Annotated in this window: 25 protein-coding genes; 6 read left to right on the plus strand and 19 right to left on the minus strand. The window is 39.2% G+C overall.

Annotation, left to right across the window (positions count from 1 at the left end):
• Positions 1-374: 374 nt before the first annotated feature.
• From IE222_RS14225 to IE222_RS14245, 5 genes are all read right to left on the minus strand, one after another.
• Entirely contained in the window at positions 375-1883 is a 1509-nt protein-coding gene (locus IE222_RS14225) for an APC family permease (RefSeq protein ID WP_191273904.1), read from the minus strand.
• Between the two features lie 176 nt (positions 1884-2059).
• Positions 2060-3829 carry a sulfoacetaldehyde acetyltransferase gene (gene xsc / locus IE222_RS14230; protein WP_191273905.1) on the minus strand — a complete coding sequence of 590 codons (1770 nt, stop codon included), beginning with the start codon at positions 3827-3829 and terminating at the stop codon, positions 2060-2062.
• Between the two features lie 28 nt (positions 3830-3857).
• On the minus strand, positions 3858-5222 hold the full coding sequence (locus IE222_RS14235) for an aspartate aminotransferase family protein (RefSeq protein WP_191273906.1): 1365 nt from the start codon (positions 5220-5222) through the stop codon (positions 3858-3860).
• Between the two features lie 24 nt (positions 5223-5246).
• The gene (ald, locus tag IE222_RS14240; protein WP_191273907.1) at positions 5247-6383 is read right to left on the minus strand and encodes an alanine dehydrogenase; all 1137 of its coding nucleotides are present in this window, start codon (positions 6381-6383) and stop codon (positions 5247-5249) included.
• Positions 6384-6632: 249 nt separating this feature from the next.
• Entirely contained in the window at positions 6633-7355 is a 723-nt protein-coding gene (locus IE222_RS14245) for a GntR family transcriptional regulator (protein ID WP_191273908.1), read from the minus strand.
• A gap of 136 nt (positions 7356-7491) precedes the next feature.
• On the opposite strand from IE222_RS14245, the gene IE222_RS14250 reads away from it, so the two are divergent.
• From IE222_RS14250 to IE222_RS14260, 3 genes are all read left to right on the plus strand, one after another.
• Positions 7492-8403, plus strand: a complete 912-nt coding sequence (locus tag IE222_RS14250; RefSeq protein ID WP_191273909.1) for a selenium metabolism-associated LysR family transcriptional regulator — start codon at positions 7492-7494, stop codon at positions 8401-8403.
• A 147-nt stretch (positions 8404-8550) separates the two neighbouring features.
• Positions 8551-9639: a hypothetical protein gene (locus IE222_RS14255; protein WP_191273910.1), complete on the plus strand. Its 1089-nt coding sequence runs from the start codon at positions 8551-8553 to the stop codon at positions 9637-9639.
• 3 nt (positions 9640-9642) lie between these two features.
• Positions 9643-10860: an amidohydrolase family protein gene (locus tag IE222_RS14260; RefSeq protein WP_191273912.1), complete on the plus strand. Its 1218-nt coding sequence runs from the start codon at positions 9643-9645 to the stop codon at positions 10858-10860.
• A 464-nt stretch (positions 10861-11324) separates the two neighbouring features.
• Here IE222_RS14260 and IE222_RS14265 read toward each other — a convergent pair whose 3' ends face one another.
• From IE222_RS14265 to IE222_RS14295, 7 genes are all read right to left on the minus strand, one after another.
• Complete coding sequence (locus IE222_RS14265; protein ID WP_223282704.1) at positions 11325-11834, minus strand: GNAT family N-acetyltransferase; 510 nt, start codon at positions 11832-11834, stop codon at positions 11325-11327.
• Between the two features lie 40 nt (positions 11835-11874).
• A complete protein-coding gene (locus IE222_RS14270; RefSeq protein ID WP_191273913.1) occupies positions 11875-12759 on the minus strand; it encodes a GNAT family N-acetyltransferase in 885 nt (294 codons plus the stop codon).
• A 43-nt stretch (positions 12760-12802) separates the two neighbouring features.
• On the minus strand, positions 12803-13228 hold the full coding sequence (gene fosB, locus IE222_RS14275) for a metallothiol transferase FosB (protein ID WP_191273914.1): 426 nt from the start codon (positions 13226-13228) through the stop codon (positions 12803-12805).
• A gap of 18 nt (positions 13229-13246) precedes the next feature.
• Positions 13247-13792, minus strand: a complete 546-nt coding sequence (locus IE222_RS14280; RefSeq protein WP_191273915.1) for a GNAT family N-acetyltransferase — start codon at positions 13790-13792, stop codon at positions 13247-13249.
• Between the two features lie 121 nt (positions 13793-13913).
• The gene (locus tag IE222_RS14285; RefSeq protein WP_191273916.1) at positions 13914-14378 is read right to left on the minus strand and encodes a hypothetical protein; all 465 of its coding nucleotides are present in this window, start codon (positions 14376-14378) and stop codon (positions 13914-13916) included.
• 13 nt (positions 14379-14391) lie between these two features.
• Positions 14392-15273: an NAD-dependent epimerase/dehydratase family protein gene (locus tag IE222_RS14290; RefSeq protein WP_191273917.1), complete on the minus strand. Its 882-nt coding sequence runs from the start codon at positions 15271-15273 to the stop codon at positions 14392-14394.
• 13 nt (positions 15274-15286) lie between these two features.
• Positions 15287-15685 carry a GNAT family N-acetyltransferase gene (locus tag IE222_RS14295; RefSeq protein ID WP_191274003.1) on the minus strand — a complete coding sequence of 133 codons (399 nt, stop codon included), beginning with the start codon at positions 15683-15685 and terminating at the stop codon, positions 15287-15289.
• 374 nt (positions 15686-16059) lie between these two features.
• Between IE222_RS14295 and IE222_RS14300 the strand changes: the two genes are divergently transcribed.
• Together IE222_RS14300 and IE222_RS14305 are read left to right on the plus strand one after the other, a co-directional pair.
• Complete coding sequence (locus tag IE222_RS14300; protein ID WP_223282706.1) at positions 16060-16329, plus strand: hypothetical protein; 270 nt, start codon at positions 16060-16062, stop codon at positions 16327-16329.
• Positions 16330-16474: 145 nt separating this feature from the next.
• Positions 16475-16888 carry a hypothetical protein gene (locus IE222_RS14305; protein WP_191273919.1) on the plus strand — a complete coding sequence of 138 codons (414 nt, stop codon included), beginning with the start codon at positions 16475-16477 and terminating at the stop codon, positions 16886-16888.
• A gap of 96 nt (positions 16889-16984) precedes the next feature.
• Here IE222_RS14305 and qoxD read toward each other — a convergent pair whose 3' ends face one another.
• The 4 genes from qoxD to qoxA form a co-directional block, all read right to left on the minus strand.
• Positions 16985-17266 carry a cytochrome aa3 quinol oxidase subunit IV gene (qoxD, locus tag IE222_RS14310; RefSeq protein WP_066383927.1) on the minus strand — a complete coding sequence of 94 codons (282 nt, stop codon included), beginning with the start codon at positions 17264-17266 and terminating at the stop codon, positions 16985-16987.
• A 1-nt stretch (position 17267) separates the two neighbouring features.
• Positions 17268-17864 (minus strand): cytochrome aa3 quinol oxidase subunit III, encoded by a 597-nt coding sequence (qoxC, locus tag IE222_RS14315; protein WP_066383928.1) that lies wholly within the window; start codon positions 17862-17864, stop codon positions 17268-17270.
• Entirely contained in the window at positions 17864-19810 is a 1947-nt protein-coding gene (gene qoxB, locus IE222_RS14320) for a cytochrome aa3 quinol oxidase subunit I (protein WP_191273921.1), read from the minus strand. The genes qoxC and qoxB overlap by 1 nt, the downstream gene beginning before the upstream one ends.
• Before the next feature lie 62 nt (positions 19811-19872).
• Complete coding sequence (gene qoxA, locus IE222_RS14325) at positions 19873-20790, minus strand: cytochrome aa3 quinol oxidase subunit II (RefSeq protein WP_191273922.1); 918 nt, start codon at positions 20788-20790, stop codon at positions 19873-19875.
• Positions 20791-21451: 661 nt separating this feature from the next.
• On the opposite strand from qoxA, the gene IE222_RS14330 reads away from it, so the two are divergent.
• Entirely contained in the window at positions 21452-21760 is a 309-nt protein-coding gene (locus IE222_RS14330; protein WP_191273924.1) for a DUF3870 domain-containing protein, read from the plus strand.
• Positions 21761-21817: 57 nt separating this feature from the next.
• Here the strand turns inward: IE222_RS14330 and IE222_RS14335 are convergent, their stop codons facing one another.
• The 3 genes from IE222_RS14335 to IE222_RS14345 form a co-directional block, all read right to left on the minus strand.
• On the minus strand, positions 21818-23149 hold the full coding sequence (locus IE222_RS14335) for an aminotransferase family protein (RefSeq protein ID WP_191273926.1): 1332 nt from the start codon (positions 23147-23149) through the stop codon (positions 21818-21820).
• Between the two features lie 105 nt (positions 23150-23254).
• Positions 23255-24466, minus strand: a complete 1212-nt coding sequence (locus IE222_RS14340) for an acyl-CoA dehydrogenase family protein (RefSeq protein ID WP_191273928.1) — start codon at positions 24464-24466, stop codon at positions 23255-23257.
• 24 nt (positions 24467-24490) lie between these two features.
• Positions 24491-25678 carry a CaiB/BaiF CoA transferase family protein gene (locus IE222_RS14345; protein ID WP_191273930.1) on the minus strand — a complete coding sequence of 396 codons (1188 nt, stop codon included), beginning with the start codon at positions 25676-25678 and terminating at the stop codon, positions 24491-24493.
• Positions 25679-25908 lie beyond the last annotated feature (230 nt).

The following is a 25908-nucleotide window of genomic DNA, read 5'->3' on the forward strand; positions in this document are numbered from 1 at the left end:
TGTATTTTTAAATCACCAACTGGATGCGCTTACATTCCGAAGTATTATCTTTGATTGAGAGATTTAAAAATAGGGCCTTTGCAAATATAAAGCCCAACTCCTCAAAGGAATACCAATTCGAGAGGTTGTAATTCTATTTCTATGTCCGCCATCATTCGTGCACCCCCTTAAAGGATTAAATCATGATGTCAGGTCATCCTTACCAGTTATATACCCTTATTAAAATTAAACCATACATTTTCTAAGTGTTCAATATTTTCTAACTATGTGGAATATTTAATATTCATATAGTATCTATTAAAAAATAAAATCCTCTAACCGCGATGGATTAGGGATTTTATTTCCAAACACTTGAAAGAGAGAATCTACTAATCCTAAATTTCTATATTTACTGGAGTTTTGGGCGCCTTTGGTGTCGAGGTCCCTGCTGAAAGTGTTTTCCCTGTAATGTAAAAATCAAGCGTCTCTTTTGGAATCTGTTGATATTCCTTCCTTTTTATAAGGTAGAAGACCAGTCCAATCGCAATCCAAACTACTAACGCAATAAGTGATGGAGTTCCTAAGGCAGACGGTGAGCTAGGAATAAGAAGTAATCCTAAGAAGCTGATACTAGAAATGATCCCTATTAGACAAATAAATTTCTTAAGCGGCGATACAAGGTCTTTTGAATTTTCCTCACCAATTTCTAAACTCTTTCCATTTTCATTCCATTTAAAAAGTTTATATGCGGTACAACATGTATATAAATAGGCGATAGTAACCCCAGTTGCAGACATATCCACTACCCAAAGCAAGGCTGGCCGTCCGAACCAAGGTGCGAAGAGACAAAATACGGCTGTGAAAATAATCCCAACATAAGGGGTTTTATATTTAGGATGCAGTTTTCCAAAGGCTGCAGGCAGTATTTTAGCCCTCCCCATTGCAAACATTAAACGGCTGGAGGATACATAAAAACCATTTAACCCTGTAAAAACACCCATAAGCAAGGAAATACAGAGTAAAATCATACCAGCTGTTCCTAATGTGTTTGTGATGACATCTGCTGTCCCCCAAATTGGTTTCCCTTCAACTAATTGCTGCCAAGGGTTGGCCACTGCAGTTGTAATAACCATTAACGAATAAAGGATCGCAGCAAAAATAAGGGAATAAATGATTAAGGAAAAAGCTTTCTTAGGTGGAAAGTTGAACTCTTCTGCTGCTTGAGGAACATTATCAAACCCTACATAGGCCCAAGGTGCAATCGCTAATATTGCTAGTATACCCGTAATTGCTGGTATTCCCGGTTTCATTAGAGGTTTTAAGTTTTCTAGGCTTGTACTAGGATGGAGCAGCATACTGATTGTTAATAATAAAACTCCCGCGACGAGAATGACACAAAAGATGAATTGAATTTGACCTGAGAGGGAACTACCTTTGACATTAAAATAGGCAAACAAGATAATGGCAATACTAGCAATTAGAACTTCGCCAAGATAGACTTGCCAGCCATTCATTTCATATAAATAGACAATATTTGAAATCGAAGGAACTACAAACTTTCCTAGTAATGCAAGAGCTGAGGCGTTTAAGGCAACAATACTAATATACCCTAACGTTAAGAACCAGCCGCAAATATACGCATGGGTTCTGCCGAAACCAACATAAGCGTAGGCAAATTCTCCGCCGGAAACCGGCAGCTTTTCGATTAATATTCCATAACTTACGGCGATTAACATCATAATCAATCCGCCAAGCAGTAAACCGATAATCACTCCCAATGGGCCTGCCTTTGCCATCCAATCTGTAGGGAGAATAAAACATCCCCAGCCGATTGCTGACCCTAATGCGATCGCCCAAATCCAACTTGGTTTAAAACTCTTTTCAAGTTCCACCCTTTTTTCCAAAAGCATGTCCCTCCATATTTCCTATTATTATCTTGCTATCACAATTAATCTATCATTTGCAAAAATATACCTTTTTCACAAATTGTAATTACCCCTATTTTTATCATAATACTTTGATTTAAGTCTAAAGAAAAAGGGGCTTAGACTGGTGCCTCGCCCCTTTTCTTAGCTTTATCTTACCAGTTACGGTGATCTAAATGAGCATATTTAGGAAGTAAACGTACTGGCATTTTCAATGCATCTTTTCTGAATGGAGGTGCCAATTGTGTTCCATCTACATGGATGTCAATAACAGTTGGTTTGCCAGATTCAATAGCCTTTTGAACAGCAGGCCCTAAATCTTCAGGTCGATCAACACTTACTCCTACTGCACCCATTGATCTTGCAACTTCTGCAAAATCAGGGTTTTCAATATCTGCACCTACAAAACGGTTGTTGTAGAAATCAACTTGGTTTTTCTTCTCTGCACACCATGCATGGTTATTAAATACACAAGCAACTACTGGAATATTTTCTTCAACAGCCGTGCTTACTTCATGCAAGCTCATACCCCATGCACCGTCACCCACAATCGCAACTACTGGACTATTTGGATTAGCAAGCTTCGCACCTAATGCAGATGGATAAGCAAATCCAGTATTACCGAAAGTTAAAGCAGCAATATGCTGGCGGCCATTATTAAATTTCAAGTACGCATTAGCAGTTGAAGATACGTTACCAATATCAGTTGTAACGATTGTATTTTCAGGCAATGCTTTTGTCAGCTCTAATAATGCACGGCGTGGGTTAATTGGATTGCCGTCTACCATAGCTAGATCAACTAATTCTTTTTCCCATTGTGCTTTTAGTTCTGCTACTTGGCGCAGTGTTTCTTGATTTGGAGCTAAATTTGGCGTTTTTTCTTTCAAACGCTTAGCAATTTCAACGGAAGCAGCATTCGCATCACCGATAATCCCTACTTCTACTGGATGTGTACGAGCAATATTACGTGGGTTAATATCCACTTGAATAATCTTTGCTTGTTTCGGGAAGTAATCAATGTCATAGCAAGGAAGTGTTCCAAATACGGATAAACGAGTACCAATTGCTAACACTACGTCTGCATCTTTAAGTGAGTACATAGCAGCTTTTGATCCCATATAACCAATTGGTCCCACTGCTAACGCATGATTAGCTGGGAATGCATCATTATGCATGTAAGAAACAGCCACAGGTGTAGTAAGGTGTTCTGCGATTTCTTTTACAGCTTCAATACCGTCAGAATCAACAACACCACGGCCTGCAATGATAACAGGATTTTTAGCATTTGCTAATAATTCAACAGCCTTGTCAATTAACTCTAAAGATCCACAGCCACGGTTATCAACACGATATTGGTGCGGCTCTAAAATAACATCTTCTAATTCGCCATAGAAGTAGTCACGCGGGATATCGAATAATACTGGTCCGCGCTCAGCATAAGCAATACGGAATGCTGTTCTTAAGCAATCTGCTACACGGCTTGGATGTGTTACGCGAACTGTTTCTTTTGTAATCGCTTTAAATACAGATACTTGGTCACACTCTTGGAAACCGTCCCAGCCTACAGTTGGTGTTCCTGCAGATGGAGAGATTACGACCATTGGTGTGTGCGCTTGGTTAGCTGCAGCAACAGAAGTAACCATGTTTGTAATACCAGGGCCATTTTGACCAATAACTACACCTGCTACCCCGCTGACTCTTGTATAGGCATCTGCCATATGGGCTGCACTTTGTTCATGACGAACCCCAATAAAGCGGATTCCAGCCTCTGGTAATAGGTCAAGCATATCCATGAAAGCTGATCCTAGGATACCGGAAATATGTTTTACGCCTTCTGCTACTAGAGTCTCTACAATTGCCTCACTTGGAGTCATTTTCACTTTTTTTGTTTGGATTTGTTGTAATTCTTTTTCTACTTTTGCCATTTATAAACACTACCCTTCTATAAATAAATTAATTAATTTGGTTAAATGCATTTTCTACAGTTTCTACCAGGAAATTCAGATCCTCTTCCGTTGAAGAAAGCGGAGGAGCGATGATCAGGACATTATTAAAACCTGGTACGGTGTCACCATTTCTGCCAATAATCAAGCCCTTTTCTTTACATAAGCCAATTACTTTTGCCAGCATTGCATCTTCAGCTGGTTCTTTAGACTGTTTATCTTTCACTAATTCAATCCCATATAAGAATCCTTTATGGCGAACTTCACCAACATTTGGATGCTCGATTAAATCTTTTAATCTGCCTAAAATCGATTCACCTAATGTGGCAACGCGGCTAACGATATTTTCTTTTTCAATGATTTCAATATTTTTCAATGCTACTGCACAGCTTGCCGGATGTCCTCCGTAAGTAGAGACGTGACGAAGATGTTTGTCTGCCCCTGCTTCTTTAAAGGTTTCAAAGATTTCAGATTTAACTGATGTTGCTCCTAGCGGCAAATATCCGCTTGTAAGTCCCTTCGCCATTGTTACGATATCAGGCTGTACACCTTCGGAATGCATGAATCCGAACATTTTACCAGTTCTGCCAAATCCCGAAACAACTTCATCACAAATGAGCAGGACATTATGTTTCTTACAAATTTCTTGTACACGCTGCATATATTCAGCTGAAGGAACAATCACACCGCCGCCGGAAATAAATGGCTCCATGATTACGGCTGAGACTGATTCAGCTCCTTCCCAATTAATCATTTGATCAATCATATCAGCAGCTACTTTATCGCAATTCGTCACCTCTTCGCCAAATGGACAGCGATAGCTGTATGGCGGTGGAACATGTAGGAAACCTGGCACACCTGGATCGTATTTTACCCGGCGGTTTGCCTGTGCGGTTGCACTTAATGCCCCAAGTGTTGAACCATGATAGGCACGGTATCTGGAAATAATTTTATATTTTCCTGGATTACCAGTTTGAATATGATATTGTCTTGCAATTTTAAACGCTGTTTCATTGGATTCAGATCCACTGTTGGAAAAGAATGTTTTATATGAAGCGCCTAAAAGCTCGCTGATTTTAGCTGATAGTTTAATAGCTGGTATATGGCTGAGAGTTAGCGGAAAATACGAGAGCTTCATCATTTGTTCCGCTGCCGCATCGACAATTTCCTTTCTGCCATGCCCTAAATTTAAACACCATAACCCAGAGACACCATCCAAATAACGTTTACCGTTAACATCTGTGAACCAAGCGCCTTCGCCTGAATCCGCAATTGTTGGATTGCTGCCTTCTACATGACGGCTCATAGCATGCCATAAATGTTCTTGGTCTTGAGCCTCAAGAAGCTGTGTATCTTGAACTTCTAGTTTAGTCATTCTCGGAACCTCCTAATTTATTTTTTATGAAGCTGTAGTTGGTGTTTTTTCTAAAATTTCATCTAATGTTGTACATGGAAGATTATATGTTGCGGCAACAGCTGGATAAGTTATTTTACCCTTATAGGTGTTTAAGCCTTTTGCTAATGCCTGATTTGACTTGACAGATTGTTCAATCCCTTTGTTCGCAAGCTGCAAACCATATGGGGTTGTCACATTGGCCAGGGCGTAGGTTGATGTTTTAGATACAGCCCCTGGAATGTTTGGTACAGCATAATGTAGTACACCATGTTTGATAAATGTAGGGGAATCATGAGATGTAATATGGTCTACCGTTGCGATTGAGCCACCTTGGTCAACAGCAACATCTATAATAACGGAATTTGCTTCCATTTGTTTAACCATTTCTTCTGAGACAAGCTGTGGCGCTTTGGCACCTGGAATTAAAACGGCGCCAATGAGCAAGTCAGCTCCCTTTACTTCTTCAGCGATGTTATATGGATTTGACATAACAGTCTTTACTCTTCCGCCAAATTGGTCATCTAATTGACGAAGACGTTCAGCGCTTATGTCAATAATGGTTACATCAGCGCCTAAGCCGACTGCCATTTTCGCGGCATTTGTTCCTACAACCCCGCCGCCGATAACGACCACTTTACCAGGTCTGACTCCAGGTACTCCTCCTAAAAGGACCCCTTTACCACCATGAATTTTTTCTAAAAATTGTGCCCCCAGCTGAACGGACATTCTGCCAGCCACTTCACTCATTGGTGTTAATAGAGGCAGAGAACGATTTTCAAGCTGAATCGTTTCGTATGCAACTGCTGTTACCTCGTTATCTAGTAACGCTTTTGTCAATTCAGGCTCTGCAGCCAAATGGAGGTAGGTAAAGAGTATTAAATCTTTTCGCAAGTATTTGAACTCCTCAACTTGAGGTTCTTTTACTTTGACGACCATGTCTGCCGCCCAAGCATCAGCAGCAGTCGGGACGATCGTAGCACCCGCTTTTTCATACTCTTCATTTGGAATTCCACTGCCAAGACCGGCATCTTTTTCTACCAGGACTTGATGTCCTGCCTTTACATAAGAAGCAACACTTGCTGGGACCATAGAAACTCGATTTTCGTTATTCTTTATTTCTTTTGGTACACCGATAATCATAACCTACACATCCTTTCATTCATTTAATTGGTCAAAAGTTATCTGCATTGGATGACAGCGTTTACAGATAGGTTTATTTTATCCGGACGTCAGGTCATCCGTACCAGTTTGGATAACAAACTAACCGTTAATCAAATTAAACCACATACAAAAACAATTTTCAATATATTCTAATTATAAAAAACATTTAGAGTTTTTAATAACACTTATTAAGTTTCTTAATGATTGCATTCTGATGATACAGCTTCATTAATTATACTTACGTGATAGTTTAATCCGAAACGAGTACATATCTGAGCGGAAATAGGCAACGTAATATTCAATTAGATCACCTTCTTGGTCCATTAACAAACGTTCCGTTGCCAATACATTTAAGGATTCTGGAATTTCTAAGAGGTTTGCATCCTCTTTGGTTAATTGACCGCCTGTAATGATCTGCTCCGCTTCAGAAAATTTTATTTGCAGATCTTCTTCAAGGAAATCGAATAAAGTTCCTTTTTCAATATCAAATTGAGCTAACTTTTTTCCGATTTCAACAGGATAGTATTGTATTTCAATAGCAATGGGTATTTCATTGGCATAGCGAATTCTTTTGATATAATATGCTTCCTGAAAGCCGGTCACTTCTTTTATTTCATCCGATGTTTTTACAACACCATGTGTGATTAACCTTGCATCAGGTTTCATACCCATTCGTTTAATAATTTCAGTCGTGCTGCTAAGGCTCCCAAGCCAGTCTTGAATCGGCTTAAGGGAAATAAATGTCCCTTTGCCGTGGACCTTTTCTAAAATGCCGTCCCTAACTAAATGGGAAACCGCTTCCCTCACCGTACTTCTGCTTACTTTAAACGCTTCCATGAGCTCCCTTTCACTGGGGATCTTTTCTTGATAAAACCCTTCCTTAATTAATTTCTCAAGCATATTTCTTAATTGAATGTGAAGCGGCATCGGATCTTTTGGATCTAAATTCATCTTTTCTTTCCCTCCTTATATTTACCAAATTGTAATGATTATTTATATGTTACTAATTTATATCGCGCTTGTCATTAGTTTCCTTTATAATAGTTAATAAATTTAGAAGTTTCAGCAAATAGGAGTTGGATAATATATGAATCTAGAACATCTTAAAGTATTTTTCACCGCAGCTACGAAAAAGAACTTCTCTGAAACAGCAAAAGTACTGCACCTCTCACAGCCATCTGTCAGTTTACATATCAAACATTTAGAGGAATACTTAAACACAACATTATTCGACCGCTCTACGAAAAAAATGGAGCTGACACATGCCGGCACCATTCTTTTTAGTTATGCTGAACAGTTAATCCAGCTAGTGAATCAAGTAGAAAAGGATATTTCCCTTCTTTCGGAAACGATCCATGGCGATCTGCGTTTAGGTGCCAGCCTTACCATTGGAGAATATTTACTCCCTTATTATCTAGGCGACTTTATCAAACAGTATCCTGAGGTTAATTTAAGCCTGAAAGTAGATAATTCCTTTCAAATTATTGAAAAACTTATGGATGGGAAAATTGATTTAGGGTTTATTGAGGCGTCTATTCCTCGTAAAGAAATTGATAGTCTTCCATTTTTAGAGGATGAGCTCGTTATTATATCTTCCACACGGGTAGGTGTCCCACATCCTTGTCTTGAGGAAGAAGAAATTGAACCCGAAATGCTGTTTACCCTGCCATTTATCGCTAGAGAACATGGCTCAGGCACCAGGCAGGTATTGGAAACCAATTTGTTAAAACATCAGCTGGAGTTTGAACATTTAAATATTATTATGGAGCTTGAAAATACTGAATCTATTAAATCAGCAGTAGAGTCGGGGCTGGGAGTTGGGATTATTTCTAAAACGACCATTCAGAAAGAATTGAACCTTGGACTTTTAAAACAAACTAGGATTAAAGGCATCCCGTTAAAACGCTTTTTTTATCTTATTCATCGGAAACAAGTTTTATCCCCGGCCAGCGACGCCTTCAAGGAAATGTTTATTGGTGCAATGAAGGGGAACGATTAATTGAGTATTCGGCTTCACATGATCAGCTGCCCTATTTCAAGGGGCAGCTTTTCCTTTGTTAAAAAGACTCATTTCCATCTGAATTAGACAAACACACATTTCCTCGATTTGAATATTGTATTCTAAAATGTTTGGAGGTCAATCTGAATGGAAAATAAACAAGCCCCTTTTCCCAAATCCGCAAGAACGAAGTGGCATCTATATGAAATTTTAGGGATTATTCTCGTCTTTGGGTCACTCCTGCTGCTTTTATTTGCTCCAAATTCTCTATCATCCTTATTTGACACGATTATTAAAGAAGTCAAACCGATTGTCGTTGATATTTTTCTAACAAGTGAAGTTGGAATCGCTATTATTGTTAGTGTTATCGTCGGTCGAATTCTAGAACGGATAGGTTTTACTGATGGGTTGATTCGTATTTTTGTTCCAATTATGAAATGGTTTAAAATTAACCCTTCTGTTATTATTCCTAGTGCTTACAATATCCTTGGCGATATTAATGCCGCCGGAAAAATCTCAGGACCAATACTGGTTAAAGCCAATGCCACCAAAGCAGAGCAGAAAATTGCTGTAGCAACGATGGTTCAATCGCCGCAGTCATTCGCCACTTTTGTGCTTGGTCTAATTGCCTTAACCGCTTTTGGAATTAGCGCTTTTCCGCTCGTCATCTTATCGATTTTTGTTCCAATTATTGTAGTTCCGTTTCTGTTATCAAGAACAATTTATCGCGATACAAGGCGGGTGGAGCTCGAGGAATTGCCTCGTTTTACTCCGAATACCCGCTTCCTTCATACTATTTTTGCCTCAGCTAAAGAGGGTGCTGAACTTTTATTCCTAATCATTATTCCAGCTGTTGCGGCTGTATTTTTCTTTATTGGTGCATTGAAATTCTTTGGTATCTGGGGACCAATTGAATCTGGTCTGTCCTCGATTCTGACCTTCTTAAGTATTGAACCAAGTACAGGAATTGTTTCCATATTGGCCGCTCCCACCCTAGCAGTTGCTCAGCTTGCCGAACTAGCTGGGACAATTGATCCGCGATTAATTGTCGGTTCATTTGTTTTGGCAAACTCAGGGCTACCCTTATCCGTGATCTTCGGTCAGATCCCTGTTACCTGGGCGGAAACATCAAGTTTAAATGAGAGAGAAGTATTAGAAGCTGCTGTCATTGGTATGGTGCTGCGTTTTATGACAGCATGTGTACTTGGTTATTTCTTAACTCCATTTTTGGTGTGATAAATGATAAATTATATAATTCGTGCTAAAAAGCTGGTAACTGTCAGCGGTCCTGGGACAATTATGAATGGTGCTATGGTTGTTTTGAACGGAAAAATCGCTGCTGTTGGGAATTGGGGGTCTTTGCAAAAACAATTTCCGGAGGTTGAAGTGATTGACTGTTCAGACAAGGTCATTACCCCTTCCTTAGTCGATTGTCATACCCATTTACTTGAATACGCTCCTTCTTCTCTTTATCCTGTTACGCCGGAAAGTCATTTTTTTGCAGGGCGTTCCATCCTATTCTATGCCCTTTCTTGTGGAATTACAGCGTTAGGCGAGCAAGTCTGCGGCCACCCGCTTTGTGATTTTTCGATTGAAAATTTTCGGAAGGCTGTTGTCGATTTACCTCTAGATATTTCGTTTGCAGCAACAAGTATCTCGATTGGCTTTGAAAAATTAGCCCATTTCACTTCAGTAACCGGTTCAAGGGGTGTGGGTCAAAAGGAGCTGTCCCTCCCATTCATTGTTCGTGAAATTGCCAAAAACAGTGATTATCCTGGTGAAAATGTCTTTATTAATGCTACGCCGGCGAACTTTACAGAAAAGGAAGTGCCGCGCGCAGGAGAAATTATTTATTCGTTGGAAGAGCTGAAAGGGATTGCAGCTGCTTACCATGGACTTGGAAAGCGGATTGGCTGTCATGTTGCTGGCGAAGAAGGAATCCAAATGGCGCTTGACGCCGGATTTGATGTGCTGCACCATGCCCACGGAATCACGGAAGAACAATTAGACTTAGCGGTATTGCAGGGAGTGGATATAGTAGCTACGCCAATGGGCGGTACTCATTTAGAGCCGAATTCGCCGGAAGACATTCTGAAAGCTTTTGAAAAGGGCATTTCTGTTTCCCTTTCAACTGATGCCTATCTTCCACCTCATCCGAATGCTGAGTGGCTCCCTTTTAATGACCAGTCCTTAAAAGGACCAGATTCTTTAATGCTAATTTCTTTCGCACCTATGCAGCTTTTACGGGAGAATGGCCTTGATGAAAATCAAATTTTAGCGCTGCTCACTGCGAATCCGGCTAAGATTTTAGGGAAGGAAGATTGCTTTGGAAGGCTCGAGCCAGGTTTAGATGCCAATTTCCTGGTTACGAACGGAGTTCCCGGACTCGATATTACTGACGTAGAGCAGATTAAGAAGGTGTATTATCAAGGGAAGAAGGTAATTGATCGCGGGTAACTTTCTATTTATGTGAACTGGGGACGTTGTATTTGTGGGGGAGTTGTCCTCATGAAGCGGTTATGAGAACTCAGCATTATAAATAAAGGTTACTTAATTTTTCCTAAAACTCTATAAGAGACCCAATTACCTTTCTTCATCCATTTCGGTCGCGTAGAACCTCTATACGTGACCCTACTTCTCTTTTTTCACCCACTTCGGTCGCGTTGAACCTCTATACGTGACCTAACTTCTCTTTTTTCACCCACTTCGGTCGCGTTGAACCTCTATACGTGCCCTAACTTCTCTTTTTTCACCCACTTCGGTCGCGTAGAACCTCTATACGTGACCCTACTTCTCTTTTTTCATCCACTTCGGTCGCGTAGAACCTCTCTACGTGACCTAACTTCTCTTTTTTCACCCACTTCTGTCGCGTAGAACCTTTTACGTGACCTTGTCTCTCCTTTTCCGGACACATATGACTTTTATGGATCTAATTTTTTTTGATATTTATTAAAGCCATCCGTCACCCCAACCAATTCAAAGCCATTATTTTTATAAAAATGATTTAATTTCATATTATCAGCTACACAATCCAATTTCACATACTCAACTTCGCCTTGAAAATTACTTTCAATCCAGGACAAAATAGCTCTTCCAACCCCTATTTTCATATAATTCAGATCAATGCCTAAGCGATGCAGATATAGAGAATTGGATGAATTATCCTCGCCCCAAAGCTCTCGGTCCCAATCGCTTTGTATCGTTGAAACCGTAAATGTAGCTGCCAAATCATTGTCCTTCATCACCACATATGTTTCATTATTTTCAATAGCCTGCGCAATTTCGGCATCATCCCCGCCAGCTAGCAGAAATTGCCATTGGTTGATTTCATTATCTTTCATCCATTGAGCCAGCTGCTTTAACAGATGAATGATACTATTACGATCATCACTAGTTGCAATACGAATCTGAAAACTATCATCTAAAAGCACCGAACGCACCTCATTTTTTCTAAGTATTTAAAAAATATCCCTAAGCTTCCGATGTAACAGGATGCTTCAGCCCCTCAGGGTAACAATAATCACCATTTGTTTTTACAAACAATGTTCCCCCACCCTGTATCCTGTTTCTTTCATAGACCAATCCTTCATAATCAGGAGTGTAATGAAAAATAACCTTACTCCTTCCTTCCCCTGCCAAATCTACAAATATATTTTGAATGTTCACTGGAGCTTTGCTAATAATATCAAAAATTTCAATTTCATTTCCGCTCTTATTAAAAATCACAATAGCATTCTCTGAATTATGGTAATAAACCTCATTAGGAAAAACATTTAAGCAATGGTACATTAGAATTCCTTGTGAATTACTAGTAGCAAAATGGTTGGAAACGGGGATCCTATCAAGTGCAAATGAATAAATGAACAGAAGATCATCCCTGTTAGAGACATCCAGTTTTCGCAACACCTCTATCGGTCTTTCGCTCGATAAAAAGGTTGTCCAATATTGATACTCCGGCACTTTTTCGAAACCGAACTTCGGATAAAAATCTAATACACTATCATTAGCAAATAAGTACATAAAATCATTAGAATCTTTATAGTCCTCTAACACTTTATTCATTAGCCTTTTCGAAAGACCTTGATCGCGATAATCAGGATGAGTCATAACCGTTCCAATCTGCAAGGCGTGATGCTGCTTACCATCAATAATCATATCAAGAATATTAACAGAGACGTTAGCCACTATCTTTTTACCATCTGCATAGGAAAACGGGACATAACGATCTCCCCAAAAACCATTTTCATACCAGCTCGCAAAATTCAATCCGAATACACTGTTCGCTAGTTCGAAAAAGCTTTCTCTATACTGATCGTTTTCCTTATAATTTTTAATAAATTGAAGATAATCTGCCAAGTAGACACCCCCTACGGCGTAACCATATTTTTAAAAAAATTCATTAATCATAAAACTTCATATATGTTTTTTCTTTTTTGTAATAATCCATTCTATCTTTTAATGTTCCTGTATGAAATTCAAATTTATGTCCATCGGGGTCAGTGAAGTAAATAGACTTTTTATCTTGTATGTCTCTCGGACGGCCTTCTTGAATGTCTACATCTAATTCCATTAGTTTATGTAAAAGATGATCAAAATCCGATTCATCGATTGAAAAAGCTGTATGGGTATACGACTGACTGATTTCATTACGGGGAATATCTTTTTCTTCATTTAGTGCCAGCCATAATCCATTTAAATCAAAATAGGCCGTGGTTTTGCCCTTAACCAGCAACTTTGCACCAAACACCTTTCTATAAAACTCAATCGAATCCTCTAAATTAGACACCGAATACAACAAATGATTTATACCTTTTACCTTGAACACAGCTGCACCTCATATCCACTAATCATTAAATCTGCCCATCAATATTGTATTATAATAATTTCCATCAGAAAGAATTTTGTCCTTTTTTAAAATTCCCTCTACTTCAAAACCATATTTTTTATAGAGGTTTATAGCTTTCTCATTAGTTTCAAGAACACTCAAGGTCATTTTCTTAATTTCATTTGAATCTGCCCAATTAATCGATTCTATTAAAAAATTTTTTCCGATACCGTATCCCCAATATTCTTTTAATACACACACTCCAAATTCTACCTTATGGGACATTCTTTTTAATATGTTTCCTTGACATCTTGAAAAACCAACAATTTTATCATTAACATCAGCAACTAAAAAAAGGTTGCTGCTGCTTTCTGTATCATCCTTAATAATCCGCTTGAATCCTGATTCATCTATGTATGCCTCGCCTTGTTCCCGGTCTAGATTTTCGGTTTCACCGTCACACCGCAATCTTACTTCGGACAGAATTTTAGCATCCTCCGCTGTTGCAGATCTGATAATATACGATAAATCTTTTACAAGATATTCCCTTTGGGCAATTTTCATTTAATTCTGTCCTCCAATTTTTGAATCTAGACTATTGATTATTCCGCATTCTATTAACCCACACAGTTTAGCAATTTTTCAAATTTCAGGCAAAGAACAATATTAATCCTATACTTAAAACCTATTTCACTTCTAAAACAAATGCGTAAAAAGCGTCGCCATGAGATAAATGCTCTTCTTTTTCATCCATCCACCATACACCATAAGAATAGTAATAAATGCCTTTTTGTGTTGGGACGGAAAAACGATTATCTCTAACAAAGACTTCGGTTTCTTCATTATTATTAATCTGAGTAACATGGAATTCATTAGGTTTTGGTTCATAATCCATAACAAACGCTATTTTTTCACCTGGTTTTACTTCTATTGGTTTTTTGCCTTCTAAAAGTTCAACTGGCCCGGCCGTATCAACACATTCACCATTATTTCCTGTAGTCCAACAATAAGTGCCAAGTGTTGTTTCATATTTATTATTGCCAATCTCTAAAAATGCTTTTGGAGGTTTTTCTCCTGACATACCGTTATTTGAACACCCACTTAAAATAATTATCAAAAGATATAATAATACAAATATATAATTTTTCAAATATTCCCTTCCTTTATTCCTTATTGTCTAGAATTTCTTCGATTAATGGTTTTAACCAGTCATCTAAATTAGTAAATTGAAAGCCGCTATTTGTTGCTTTTTCATTTGACATGTACCAGGAAAAAGGTATTGCATATGGCGAGCGAATTTCATCATTTCCAACCAAAGCAATTTTTGCAGATTTCCCAGTTACTGCTTCGATTAATTTAATTAAATTAGATATCGAAATTTTCCCGTTTGCTGTTGCATTATAGGGTCCTTCTACATCTGTCATGCCGGCCCATTTTAAAAACTGAGCTGCTTCACCACCTTGAATATAAGACATTTCCGCATCCATATTTAAGAATCCTATTGGTTCCCCATTAGCAATACGTCCCACATGGAAATGCAGCCGGCACGTATAATCATCCTCCCCCATCACTATGGGGAAACGGACAGCTACGACCGGAAATTGGGCATATTTAAAGAAAACCGCTTCAGCCTGGCGTTTACCTTCTCCGTAAGTAAAGTCTGCAATGTCCCCCATTTGAATTTCATAATGATAGGGATCAAAGTCCTCTTCGCTTTTCTCGTTTCCATCGGCTTCATACGTAGATAATGTTGATGTAAAGACAAGCTTGCCAATTTTCCCGTTGAATATTTCACAAAAGGCTAAGGCTTCATTAGGGGAATAGCAAATATTATCATAGACAATATCGAACGTACGGCCTTCAACCTTTTTTGCCAGGTCTTCCTTATTTAAACGATCCGCGATAAGATGTTCAACCTGATCACCGAATGGATTGCCCGATTGCCCCCGCGTCATCATGACAACATGATGTCCGTCTGCAATTAATAACTCTACCAATTTACGACCAAAAAAACGTGAACCGCCCAAAACTAAAATATTTTTCATAATGAAATCCCTCCTATGATTCAATTTGTTGTGATTCCCATTCATATAGAATATCTGGTAAATTTTCCTCATTTTTATGCCCTCTGGCAATTATGTTAAAACCATTTTTTTCATAAAAACGTTGTGCTTTTTCGTTTACTTCAAATGTATATAATGTTAATCTCCCGCTACATTGTCCTTTTACTTTATCTAATAATGTTTGACCTATTCCCAGTCCCTGATAATCAATATGAATATAAAGCTGGTTGATTTCCTTGTCATTATAGGCAATCATTCCGACCACCTTATCATCCACTAACACTAAATCTATTTGAAACTGCTTAGATAGCACATGCATTAAAAAATCAACATGGTTTTCAAAACTATGAATTTCTTTTTGACCAATAGCCTGTTCCTTGCTGTCCCGCCACATCACCACTGTTTCTTCTGCGTATTTAGGAATATATTGAATGATGCTGAATTTTTGTTCGTTCACTACAGGCTCTCCTTTTTTCAAAAAGTTGTTTTTTTCAATTTTCCTTAAGATTTACTCTCCAACATCTTTTTAGGAATTATAGGCACGTAAACCTAAATACCCTTTCAATCATCACCTTAACATTTTAGTATTAATTCAATAAGAATGGATAAAAATCCTTTTTCTTCTAAAATCTAGACTAAGAAATAGCGATAAAGCATAAGAAATATCCCTGTGCAGTATTTAAATTTGACAATTTTGTGAACAAACTTTTGACAATTTTGTGAACAAAGTGAATAATAGTAGTATAAGGGGATTTAAGGGAGGTCGTTATGATGAATTCACGTACAAAAATTTTACATGCGTCAAGATGGGCCGGCGGTATGACATTATTGGCAGGTATGATGATCTTCTTATACGGGATTATTAGCGACGTAATGCCAGTGACTGGTATTGGTATCGGTGCCATTGTGGGTGCCGTTATGTTTTTTCTAATGGGTATGTTTTTTATCGCTACGGAGGAAATGATAGAAAACACTGATAAGGGTATCGAAATTACGCCAATAAAACCAAAAAATGGATTATATTTAGTAAAAAGATAACGGAAAAAAGCATCGAAATTGTGACAGTTTCTGTTCCTTATCGAAAACATTAAAAAAGAGTGTCGATATCAATTGACACTCTTTTTTGTACTACATGTTTCTTGAATTTTTATGTTGGACAAAACTAGGGATTTAAAGGAGTTTAATGACTAATTTTACTATAGAAGAAGAACATGCTATCCTACTTAGAATTAACCATTACCAAAAGAGGTGTTATATGAAATTCCTTGTACTTGGTGCAATTATATTTGGTTCCATAGTTTTTTCATTATTACCCATTTTATCTGCTTATTTTTTCCAACCGACATTAAAAGACAGCGTTAAATTTAATGTGTATTTCCTTCCCCTTTCTTTTTTAGGAAACATTGTACTATCCTGGGGTTTCATTCAAGGCAGCAAAACATTCGGAAATACGGTAATGCTTGGCGGGATTCAAACTGGGGTTTACGCAGTTCTTGTTACATTTTTATCTATTTTGGTTTTACAGCAGAAGATTTCGGTATATTCCATAATTGGTCTCTTCCTAATTGTTATAGGTACTATCTTCTTAAATAAATAAAAGTTCCTTTTTTTAAAAAACTTAACCCTGTATAAACCAAAAAAATGACTCAGTTAAACTGAGCCATTTCCATTTTTTGTAACAAAATGAGTTTCATTACATATCCCAAAGGAAAATGAGTAGTGTACCGAAAACGGTAATTAAGGCCATAGCAATCATAAAATATACTTTGCCGTAAATAATCCATTTATCTTTCGTTTCACCAGCATGCATGAACACGACCAGCTGAAGCAGTGCTTGAACGAATGCCGTAATCAATAATACTGCCATGCCTTGTGCAAACGACAAGTGCAGGAAATAAACAGTAAGGGCTGCTGCCGTCAGAACTAATGAAAAGACAAAGCCCATTATTTGCTTACGCGGAAATAATTCGCTCATCTTACATCATTCCTTTCAAATAGATGAAGCTGAAGATAAAGATCCAAACTACATCTAAGAAATGCCAATATAATGAAAAGATAAATGATTTATTTGCTGTTTCCGGAGTTAAGCCGCGTTTTTTGACCTGAAGAAGAATAGCTGTTCCCCAGAACAATCCAAAGGTAACGTGCAGCCCATGTGTCCCCAATGTTGTCATAAGCATGGCGGTAAATGCGCTTGTTTGCAATGTCGCCCCTTCATGGATATATGTTATAAACTCATCAATTTCAAAGCCTAGGAAAACTAGACCAAGTAGAAGTGTAATCACAAAGAATGTCATCATCGCTTTTTTGCGGCCAATCCGCATAGCATGAACTCCAAGGCCAATCGTAAAACTACTTGTTAATAAAACAAACGTTTCAATTAAGACAGGAGCAATTTCAAAAATTTCAGCACCGCTTGGACCACTGCCAGTTCTATGCTCTAACGTAAAATAAGAAGTAAAAAGTGTCGCAAACAGCATAATTTCAGCGGCAAGGAAAACCCAAAAGCCAAAAATATTCATTCCATTTTGTTTTGTACTATATTCCAATGGCAGCGTGTGATCGACTTTCATTAGTTAACACCCCGCAATTTCGTTTCAGTTTCTTCTATTTCCTTAACAGAAATATATCGACCATGATCGTTTTCAAATGAACGGTGTGCCATACATGCAAAGATTCCAATCAATGAAATGATAGCTGGAATCCACAGAGAGAAGATCATTGAGAATCCAAATACAAAGAAGATTGCGCTCATAATAAATGGAACTCCGCTGCTATTTGGCATATGGATTTTTTCCACTTTACCAGGGAACAGCTCGTGACCTTTTTTCTTAGCATCCCAGAATGCTTCACTTGAAGCTACATGCGGCTCAATTGCAAAATTATATTCCGGTACAGGAGTATGTGTAGCCCATTCAAGTGAGCGTGCATCCCACGGATCCGCACCAATATTTCTTGGTGAATAACGTACACTGTAATAAACGTTATAGACGATTAAAGCAAAGCTGATAGCCATTACACCTGCGCCAACAAACGAAAGCATGTTTAATGGTCCATAGCCGGTAGCTTCAGAGTAAGTGTACATACGACGTGCCTGACCATCTAAACCAGTAATATACATTGGGAAAAACGCTAAGCAGAATCCGATGGAGAGAAGCCAGAATGCCCATTTCCCAATTCTTTCATTTAACATAAAACCAAACATTTTTGGCCAATAATACGTAAGACCAGCAAGCATGGCAAATACTACACCAGGGATAATCGTATTATGGAAGTGTGCCACTAAGAACATTGTGTTATGGTACTGGTAGTCAGCAGCTGACATCGCAAGCATAACACCTGTCACCCCGCCGATAACGAAAAGCGGGATAAACCCTAGTGAATAAAGCATTGGAACGGTAAATCGAATCTTCCCTTTCCACAATGTAAATAACCAGTTAAAAATCTTAACCCCCGTTGGTACAGCAATCATCATGGTTGTTATGGAGAAAAAGCTGTTTGCAAGTGCTCCTTGACCCATTGTAAAGAAATGGTGTGCCCAAACCATACAGGAAAGAGCTGAAATAATAACCATAGAAGCAACCATTGATTTATAGCCGTAAAGATTTCGACCAGAGAATGTTGAAATAATTTCACTGTATAATCCAAACGCAGGTAAGATTAAAATATATACTTCAGGGTGTCCCCATACCCAGAACAGGTTGGCCCAAAGCATATCCATCCCGCCATTGGTTGTGGCGAAGAAGTGGGTTCCAAATAATCTGTCCATGGTTCCCATTGCAAGTGCTACTGTAATGACTGGGAAAACCGTAACAATGATAAGGTTCGTAACTAAAACGGACCATGTAAACATTGGCATTTTCATTAATGTCATGCCAGGTGCTCTCATTTTAAAAATGGTTGTAATCATGTTAATACCGGTCATAAGCGATCCAATACCGGATATTTGAATGGCCATCATATAATAGTTCGTCCCTACATGCGGGCTTAAATCATTTCCTGCAAGCGGGAAATACGAAGTCCATCCTGCGTCAGGTGATCCACCGATAACAAAGGAAATATTAAACAGCATCGCACCGAAGAAAAATAACCAGAAGCTTAATGCGTTTAATCTTGGGAATGCCACATCACGAGCGCCAATTTGTAATGGAACAACATAGTTCATAAAAGCAAAGATGAATGGCATTGCCATGAACATGACCATGATAACCCCGTGTGTTGAGAAAACTTCATTATAATGCTGTGGATCAAGCAATTTATTATCAGGTACCGCTAGCTGGGCGCGCAGCATAATTGCGTCAACGCCGCCTCGAAATAACATAATTAAAGCAGAGATTAAATACATAATACCAATCCGTTTATGGTCAACCGTTGTTAACCATTCACGCCATAAGTAGCCCCATTTTTTAAAATAGGTTAAGCCTGCAATAATGGCGACTACTGTCAGACCGATGGCAACCATTGAGGCATATATAGCAATACTTGGATTTGGTATGGCAAACCGATCAAAGAAATCCATTCTTGATTAACTCCTTTCAAGAAATCAATTTTTTTCTATTCATCTCTTAAACCGTTCAATAACTAATTATGATCTTGGTGATCTGACATATCCATGTTCATTTCCATATGTGAATCGTCAGAATGGCCTTCCTTCTCTCCAGGTGCTCCCATTTGATGATGTTCCGGAGGAGGATTAAAGCCTAAATGTGTGCCAGTAAATGTCATTTGTCCAAGATGCCCTGGTTTTAAAAGTTTATTAAATTCTTCCTTCGTAAGAGGTTTTGCCGTTTTCTTAACATCTTTTACCCATTTATCAAAATCTTTTTGTGACATTGCCGTAACATTAAACATATTCTCAGCAAATCCTTTACCGCTGAAGTTTGCGTTTCGGCCCATCATTTCACCAGGCTCATCAGCTGCTAAGTGTAATGTCGTGGTCATATCAGACATTGCATATTTTTGTCCGCCAAGCTGCGGTATCCAGAAGCTTGTAATCGGTCCATATGAATAAAGCTTAAATTCAATCGGACGGTCTGTTGGAATATACAAATAGTTAACTGTTTCAATATTTTCTTCTGGGTAGCTAAAATGCCATTTCCAGTCAGATGATGAAGCATAAATTATTAAAGGTTCTTTATCTGCATATGCTTGCGGCTTAGCTTCTACAATGTAGTTACTTTGTACTGATACAATTGAAAAGTACGTAACAATGACGATTGGAATACCGACACAAATTAACTCAACCCATTTATTACCCTCGATGTGAGGCGGTTCATAGTCAGGACTTGCCTTTGAAGCACGATACTTAATTAACACATAAATCAAAATAGCGAAAACCACAATCACAATAAATGACATGATTCCGATTGATAAAATAATATCATGGGCTTGCCTCTCGGCTTGCGGCCCTTTAGGATCCAGAACCATGAGCGGTTCACACCCTGTAAGCACTGTGGCAATAGTGAAAACAAGCATTAATAAAGCCGATTTTACTTTCATGCTAGTACCCCTTTCTTTTATTTAAACAGTTCCATGTTTGAAAAATATTTTTTGAGTATGTGATTTGTATCACATCTTTATTTATTATCTTAATACCGTTCACATTTAAAGGACACCCATTCAGGAGATATGTCACTAAATGTTCAAAAAGAATTCGACATTTGAAAAAAGGGCGGCTATTCACTAGCTTTTTTTTAAAAAAAGGATTATCATAGAGAATTTATTTCTAATTACCACCGAAAAATATTATTTTAGAAAAACAATTCAAAAAAGCAAAACAGTTCTAACTCCGCTAACAGAAAGATCAAAAAGCAAAATAATAGCCTAATTTATTCGCTTAATTTCTTGAAAAAATGGCTGTGTTAAACTAGGCTGTTGATTTACGCTACAGGCGCTTCGCTTTCCGCGGGCGTTCCGGCGAGCCTCCTCGGCGCGTAGGCGCCTGTGGGGTCTCCCCCTGCCCCGTACTCCCGCAGGAGTCTTCGCGCCTTTCGCTCCAATCAACAGAGTTAAAAAATCAACAATGACCTTTAACACAGCCAAAATAAATCCAATATGTACTACCTATTTAATGAAACTAGATATCTTTTAAAGTTTCCCCTTACTTTTTGGGACTTTTTATATTATTCTAAAAATAGAGCATATCTAGGAGAGTGATTGAATGAATACGATTTTTATAGCCGGCCATGCGAAGCTGCCAACAGGTATGGCTGCGAGAAGTGTTTATGAAACTTTAACGATCACTGCAGAAATTGATAAATATTTTGGTGTCATTGTAGATGCATCGTGTACACTTGCTACTGAACATGGAAGGGATTATATCACCAGGCTGTTAAAAGGGCATAGCTTACGAAACGGCATTGAAGCACCTCTTGACGAGCTGAAAAAGGGCTATTTAGGAAAGGCTAATCATGCCTTGATAGCTGCATTAAAAGATTTATATAAGCAATATGAGGCAATTAACCAATAAAAAAAGGAAGGTCCCTGGGATATTTATACCAGCGGGATCCTTCCATTATAATAAATCTTATAAACTATTTTGAACGGCTAGCAATGAATCTCGCAGAATTGAGATAAGTTCATCTATTTCCTGTTTATTAATGACAAGCGGTGGTGAAAATACAACCGTATCCATCCCCTCGAAACCTACCGTTCTAACGATTAGACCCCGTTTAGCACACTCCGCGCTTACTTTTGGGGAAATAAGTGTTGGAAATCTGTTATTCGTAACGGGATCTATGATCTCCACAGCACCAATTAATCCCAATGCCCTGACTTCACCAACGATGTCGACCTCTGCTTGAATTTTTTTAAAACCGTTTAACAGTTTCTCGCCCATTAAACGAGAATTTTCCACTAGATTTTCTTTTTCAATGATTTCGAGATTTTTCAAAGCAACCGCACAAGCTGTAGCGTGCCCGCTGTACGTATACCCATGAAGTAATACACCATCAGATAATGCTATCAGTTCTTTATGGATCCGTTCAGTTAGAACCACAGCACCAAGCTGGATATAGCCGCTAGTGATTCCTTTGGCTAGAAGGAGAACGTCTGGGACGACATTGTAATGCTCGCACGCAAATAATTTTCCAGTCCGCCCAAAGCCGGTAATGACCTCATCAGCAATGAATAAAATATTATTTTCATCGCAAATTTTTCTTACCTCTTGGAAATAACCATCAGGAGCAATGTTGACACCGCCAGCCCCTTGGACAGGTTCAGAAATAAAGGCGGCGATGGTATCCGCTCCTTCCTTGGCAATACAGTCTCTTAAAGCATCAGTCGAAAAAGTATCAACATGCAGAAAATCCGGTGCTAACGAGGAGGTCATTTGGTGGAAAGGCGAAATTCCAGTCGCACTTGTTGCACCAATATTGACCCCATGGTACCCTTTTTTCCGTGAAATAATCTTTGTCTTTTGGGGAGAACCTTTCAATTTCCAATAATGCCTCACTAGTTTATAAGCAGTGTCATTTGATTCGGAACCACCAGAAGTAAAGAATACTGCATTTAAGTCGCAGGGAGTGATTTCCGCGAGCTTTGCAGCCAGACGAATCGCCGGTTCGTTACTAAATGAAGAAAAGGAGTTGGTGAATGCCAGTTTTTCCATCTGATCGCGGGCTGCCTCTGCCAATTCCTTTCTGCCGTAACCGACATTGACATTCCATAATGAGGACATCCCTTCGAGAACTTTTTTTCCGCTGATGTCTGTGAGATAAACTCCTTTTCCTTCTGTAAAAATAAATGGTGGTCCCGATTCCTGCTGCTGCTTCAAAGAGGAGGTAGGATGGATAAAATGCTTCTTATCCAACTCTACTAAGGTGTCTTTCAGAGTACTTTGCACTTGGTTTTCACTCATACTGACGCTCCTTCACTGAATATTTCAATTGGTGTCAGGCACACTAAAAGCGGTGCCTGACACCTTTACCGTCCCTTTCTATTCTATGACTAGTTTCATATTCCTTTAACTATTTTTTATCGCTTCTTTTTCAAATGGCCATCCTGGCAGCATATTATTTAATGGTTTATCTTCACGATAGCCAAGGACATATTCTGCCTGCATAACAGTGTGGATTTCTCTCGTTCCTTCATAAATAACCGGGGCTTTGGAGTTTCTTAGGAAGCGCTCAACAGGGTATTCACTGGAATAACCATATGCACCATGAATCTGTACAGCGTCGTCTGCTGCTTTGTTGGCAAAATCACATGCCTGCCATTTGGCAAGAGATGTTTCCCTGGTATTGCGTACTCCTTTATTTTTCAGCTCGCCGACACGATACACCAAGAGACGGCTCATTTGCAGCCCAGCCTCCATATTGGCTAGCATTTGCTGCACAAGCTGGTGGCGGCCGATCTCTTTACCAAAGGTTTTTCGCTCATGACAATACTTCACGCTTTCTTCCAAGCTGGCCATAATCAAGCCAACTGCACCGGCAGCCACAGTAAAGCGGCCGTTATCAAGGGCAGACATGGCAATTTTGAAGCCTTCACCTTCTTGGCCTAATAAATTTTCCTTTGGAATCCTAACTTGATCAAAGAATAATTCACCCGTATTTCCAGAACGGATGCCAAGCTTCCCTTTAATCGCTTTCGATGAAAAGCCAGGCATTGTACGCTCAACGATAAAGGCTGAAATCCCATGATGCTTTTTCGATTTATCCGTATACGCGAAAACGATGAAATGGTCGGCAACATCACAGAGGGAAATCCATGTCTTCGATCCATTTAAAATATAGTCATCTCCGTCGCGAACGGCCGTTGTCTGTAAGGATGCCACATCTGAACCAGCCCCTGGTTCTGTTAAGCCAAAGGCGGCAATTTTTTCACCCTTTGCCTGTGGTACAAGATATTTTTGCTTCTGTTCCTCTGTTCCCCACTGCAATAATGTCAGGCTGTTTAAGCCTATATGCACCGATACTGCTGTCCGGAATGCTGTATCTCCTCGCTCCAGCTCCTCGCACACAATCGCAAGTGAGTTGTAATCCATACCGCTGCCGCCGTACTCCTCCGGGATACATACTCCCATTAAATCGAGTTCTTTTAACCGCTTCCAAATAACCGGGTCAAATGCACCCTGTTCATCCCACTCACGCATATTTGGAATAATTTCCTTATCCACGAAACTTCTCACCATTTTTCGTAACATCACTTGTTCTTCTGAAAAATCAAAATTCATTTTTAAAACGCCTCCTAGTAAAATTTATATTATTTTAGTTTGTTTTAATTTTTCGATTGCCTCGAATGAATAGCCCGCTTCTTGCAGAATTTCATTTGTGTGTTCCCCAGCGATTGGCGGATGTCGTTCAATTCTTGTTTTTGTCCTTGATAGTTTTATAGGGGAGCCAACTAGCTTAACCGTCCCCGCCTCCGGGTGATCCACTTGAACGACCATATCTCTGGCGACTACCTGCGGATGGTCGAATACTTGATCCATTGTCGCAATCGGGCCGCATGGAATATTATGCTGAGAAAATAATTCAATCCATTCGTGGATTGGTTTCATATGAAGCTGGTTTTCCAAAATCTCCGTGAGCTCCAGCTTATTTTTCACTCGATCTTCATTGGTGTGAAACTTTTCGTCCAAAGCCATTTCACTGATTCCCATCACTTCACATAATTTCGCAAACTGGCGGTTATTCCCCACAGCGATAATCATTTCTCCATCTAATGCCTTAAATTTTGAATATGGTACGATGTTTGGATGGTCGTTTCCAAGCCTTTTTGGGATTTTCCCCGAAATCAGATAATTGCTTGCGACATTGGCAAGTGAGCTGACCGCTGTATCCATCAAGGACATATCGATTCTTTGTCCCTGCCCGGAGCGTTCTCTTTCTAACAATGCTGCCTGAATTGAAATGGCTGAATACAATCCTGTTAAAATATCAACCATGGCCACTCCGATTTTCATCGGTCCGCTCTCTTCACTCCCGGTAATGCTCATCATTCCGCTCATTCCTTGGATAATATAATCATACCCAGGGAGATGGCGGTATGGGCCAGTTTCTCCGAAGCCGGTGATAGAACAATAGACCAGCCGGGGATTGGTTATTTTCAAAAACTCGTAGTCTAACTGCCATTTCTCCATGGAACCAGTTTTAAAATTGTGAATCAGGACATCCGCTTCTTTGGCGATTTTTCTAATGATTTCCCGGCCTTCTTCAGATTTCAGGTTCACCGTGATGCTTCGCTTATTGCGGTTGGCGCATAAATAATAAGCACTGACACCGTTTTGAAAAGGCGGACCCCAGCAACGCGTCTCATCACTGCCCCCCGGGGCCTCGACTTTAATAACATCTGCGCCAAGGTCTGCGAGAATCATCGTACAATGCGGACCAGCAAGTACCCTTGTTAAATCTAATACTTTAATTCCTCCTAATGCTCCAGCCATATAACCTCCTCCAATTAGGTTTTTTTGATAAAACATAAAAAGCCAGCCCAAACACACTTTTAAAGTGGATTGGACTGGCTACACGATCCATTTAACCCAGCCGGCTAAAGCTGGTAGTGGAAACTTATCAGTCAAAAATATTTACATTACTTCGAAACTTCACTTCCTTCCGCTGGGAGTCGGATAGGATGAAGATACTCTTAATTTTACATGAATTTTCTGAATAGTTC

This window comes from Neobacillus kokaensis, assembly GCF_014656545.1.
GTDB classification, from domain to species: Bacteria; Bacillota; Bacilli; order Bacillales; family Cytobacillaceae; genus Neobacillus; species Neobacillus kokaensis.

Excerpts from the sequence above, each read along its gene's own strand:
- qoxB (WP_191273921.1), bottom strand. The coding sequence starts at position 19,810 with ATGGATTTCTTTGATCGGTTTGCCATACCAAATCCAAGTATTGCTATA.
- IE222_RS14260 (WP_191273912.1), top strand. The coding sequence starts at position 9,643 with ATGATAAATTATATAATTCGTGCTAAAAAGCTGGTAACTGTCAGCGGT.
- IE222_RS14300 (WP_223282706.1), top strand. The coding sequence starts at position 16,060 with ATGATGAATTCACGTACAAAAATTTTACATGCGTCAAGATGGGCCGGC.
- qoxC (WP_066383928.1), bottom strand. The coding sequence starts at position 17,864 with ATGAAAGTCGATCACACGCTGCCATTGGAATATAGTACAAAACAAAAT.
- xsc (WP_191273905.1), bottom strand. The coding sequence starts at position 3,829 with ATGGCAAAAGTAGAAAAAGAATTACAACAAATCCAAACAAAAAAAGTG.
- IE222_RS14305 (WP_191273919.1), top strand. The coding sequence starts at position 16,475 with ATGACTAATTTTACTATAGAAGAAGAACATGCTATCCTACTTAGAATT.
- IE222_RS14290 (WP_191273917.1), bottom strand. The coding sequence starts at position 15,273 with ATGAAAAATATTTTAGTTTTGGGCGGTTCACGTTTTTTTGGTCGTAAA.
- IE222_RS14345 (WP_191273930.1), bottom strand. The coding sequence starts at position 25,678 with ATGGCTGGAGCATTAGGAGGAATTAAAGTATTAGATTTAACAAGGGTA.
- qoxA (WP_191273922.1), bottom strand. The coding sequence starts at position 20,790 with ATGAAAGTAAAATCGGCTTTATTAATGCTTGTTTTCACTATTGCCACA.
- IE222_RS14330 (WP_191273924.1), top strand. The coding sequence starts at position 21,452 with ATGAATACGATTTTTATAGCCGGCCATGCGAAGCTGCCAACAGGTATG.
- IE222_RS14235 (WP_191273906.1), bottom strand. The coding sequence starts at position 5,222 with ATGACTAAACTAGAAGTTCAAGATACACAGCTTCTTGAGGCTCAAGAC.
- IE222_RS14245 (WP_191273908.1), bottom strand. The coding sequence starts at position 7,355 with ATGAATTTAGATCCAAAAGATCCGATGCCGCTTCACATTCAATTAAGA.
- IE222_RS14335 (WP_191273926.1), bottom strand. The coding sequence starts at position 23,149 with ATGAGTGAAAACCAAGTGCAAAGTACTCTGAAAGACACCTTAGTAGAG.
- IE222_RS14295 (WP_191274003.1), bottom strand. The coding sequence starts at position 15,685 with ATGTGGCGGGACAGCAAGGAACAGGCTATTGGTCAAAAAGAAATTCAT.
- IE222_RS14280 (WP_191273915.1), bottom strand. The coding sequence starts at position 13,792 with ATGAAAATTGCCCAAAGGGAATATCTTGTAAAAGATTTATCGTATATT.
- IE222_RS14340 (WP_191273928.1), bottom strand. The coding sequence starts at position 24,466 with ATGAATTTTGATTTTTCAGAAGAACAAGTGATGTTACGAAAAATGGTG.
- IE222_RS14250 (WP_191273909.1), top strand. The coding sequence starts at position 7,492 with ATGAATCTAGAACATCTTAAAGTATTTTTCACCGCAGCTACGAAAAAG.
- ald (WP_191273907.1), bottom strand. The coding sequence starts at position 6,383 with ATGATTATCGGTGTACCAAAAGAAATAAAGAATAACGAAAATCGAGTT.
- IE222_RS14255 (WP_191273910.1), top strand. The coding sequence starts at position 8,551 with ATGGAAAATAAACAAGCCCCTTTTCCCAAATCCGCAAGAACGAAGTGG.
- qoxD (WP_066383927.1), bottom strand. The coding sequence starts at position 17,266 with ATGAGCGAATTATTTCCGCGTAAGCAAATAATGGGCTTTGTCTTTTCA.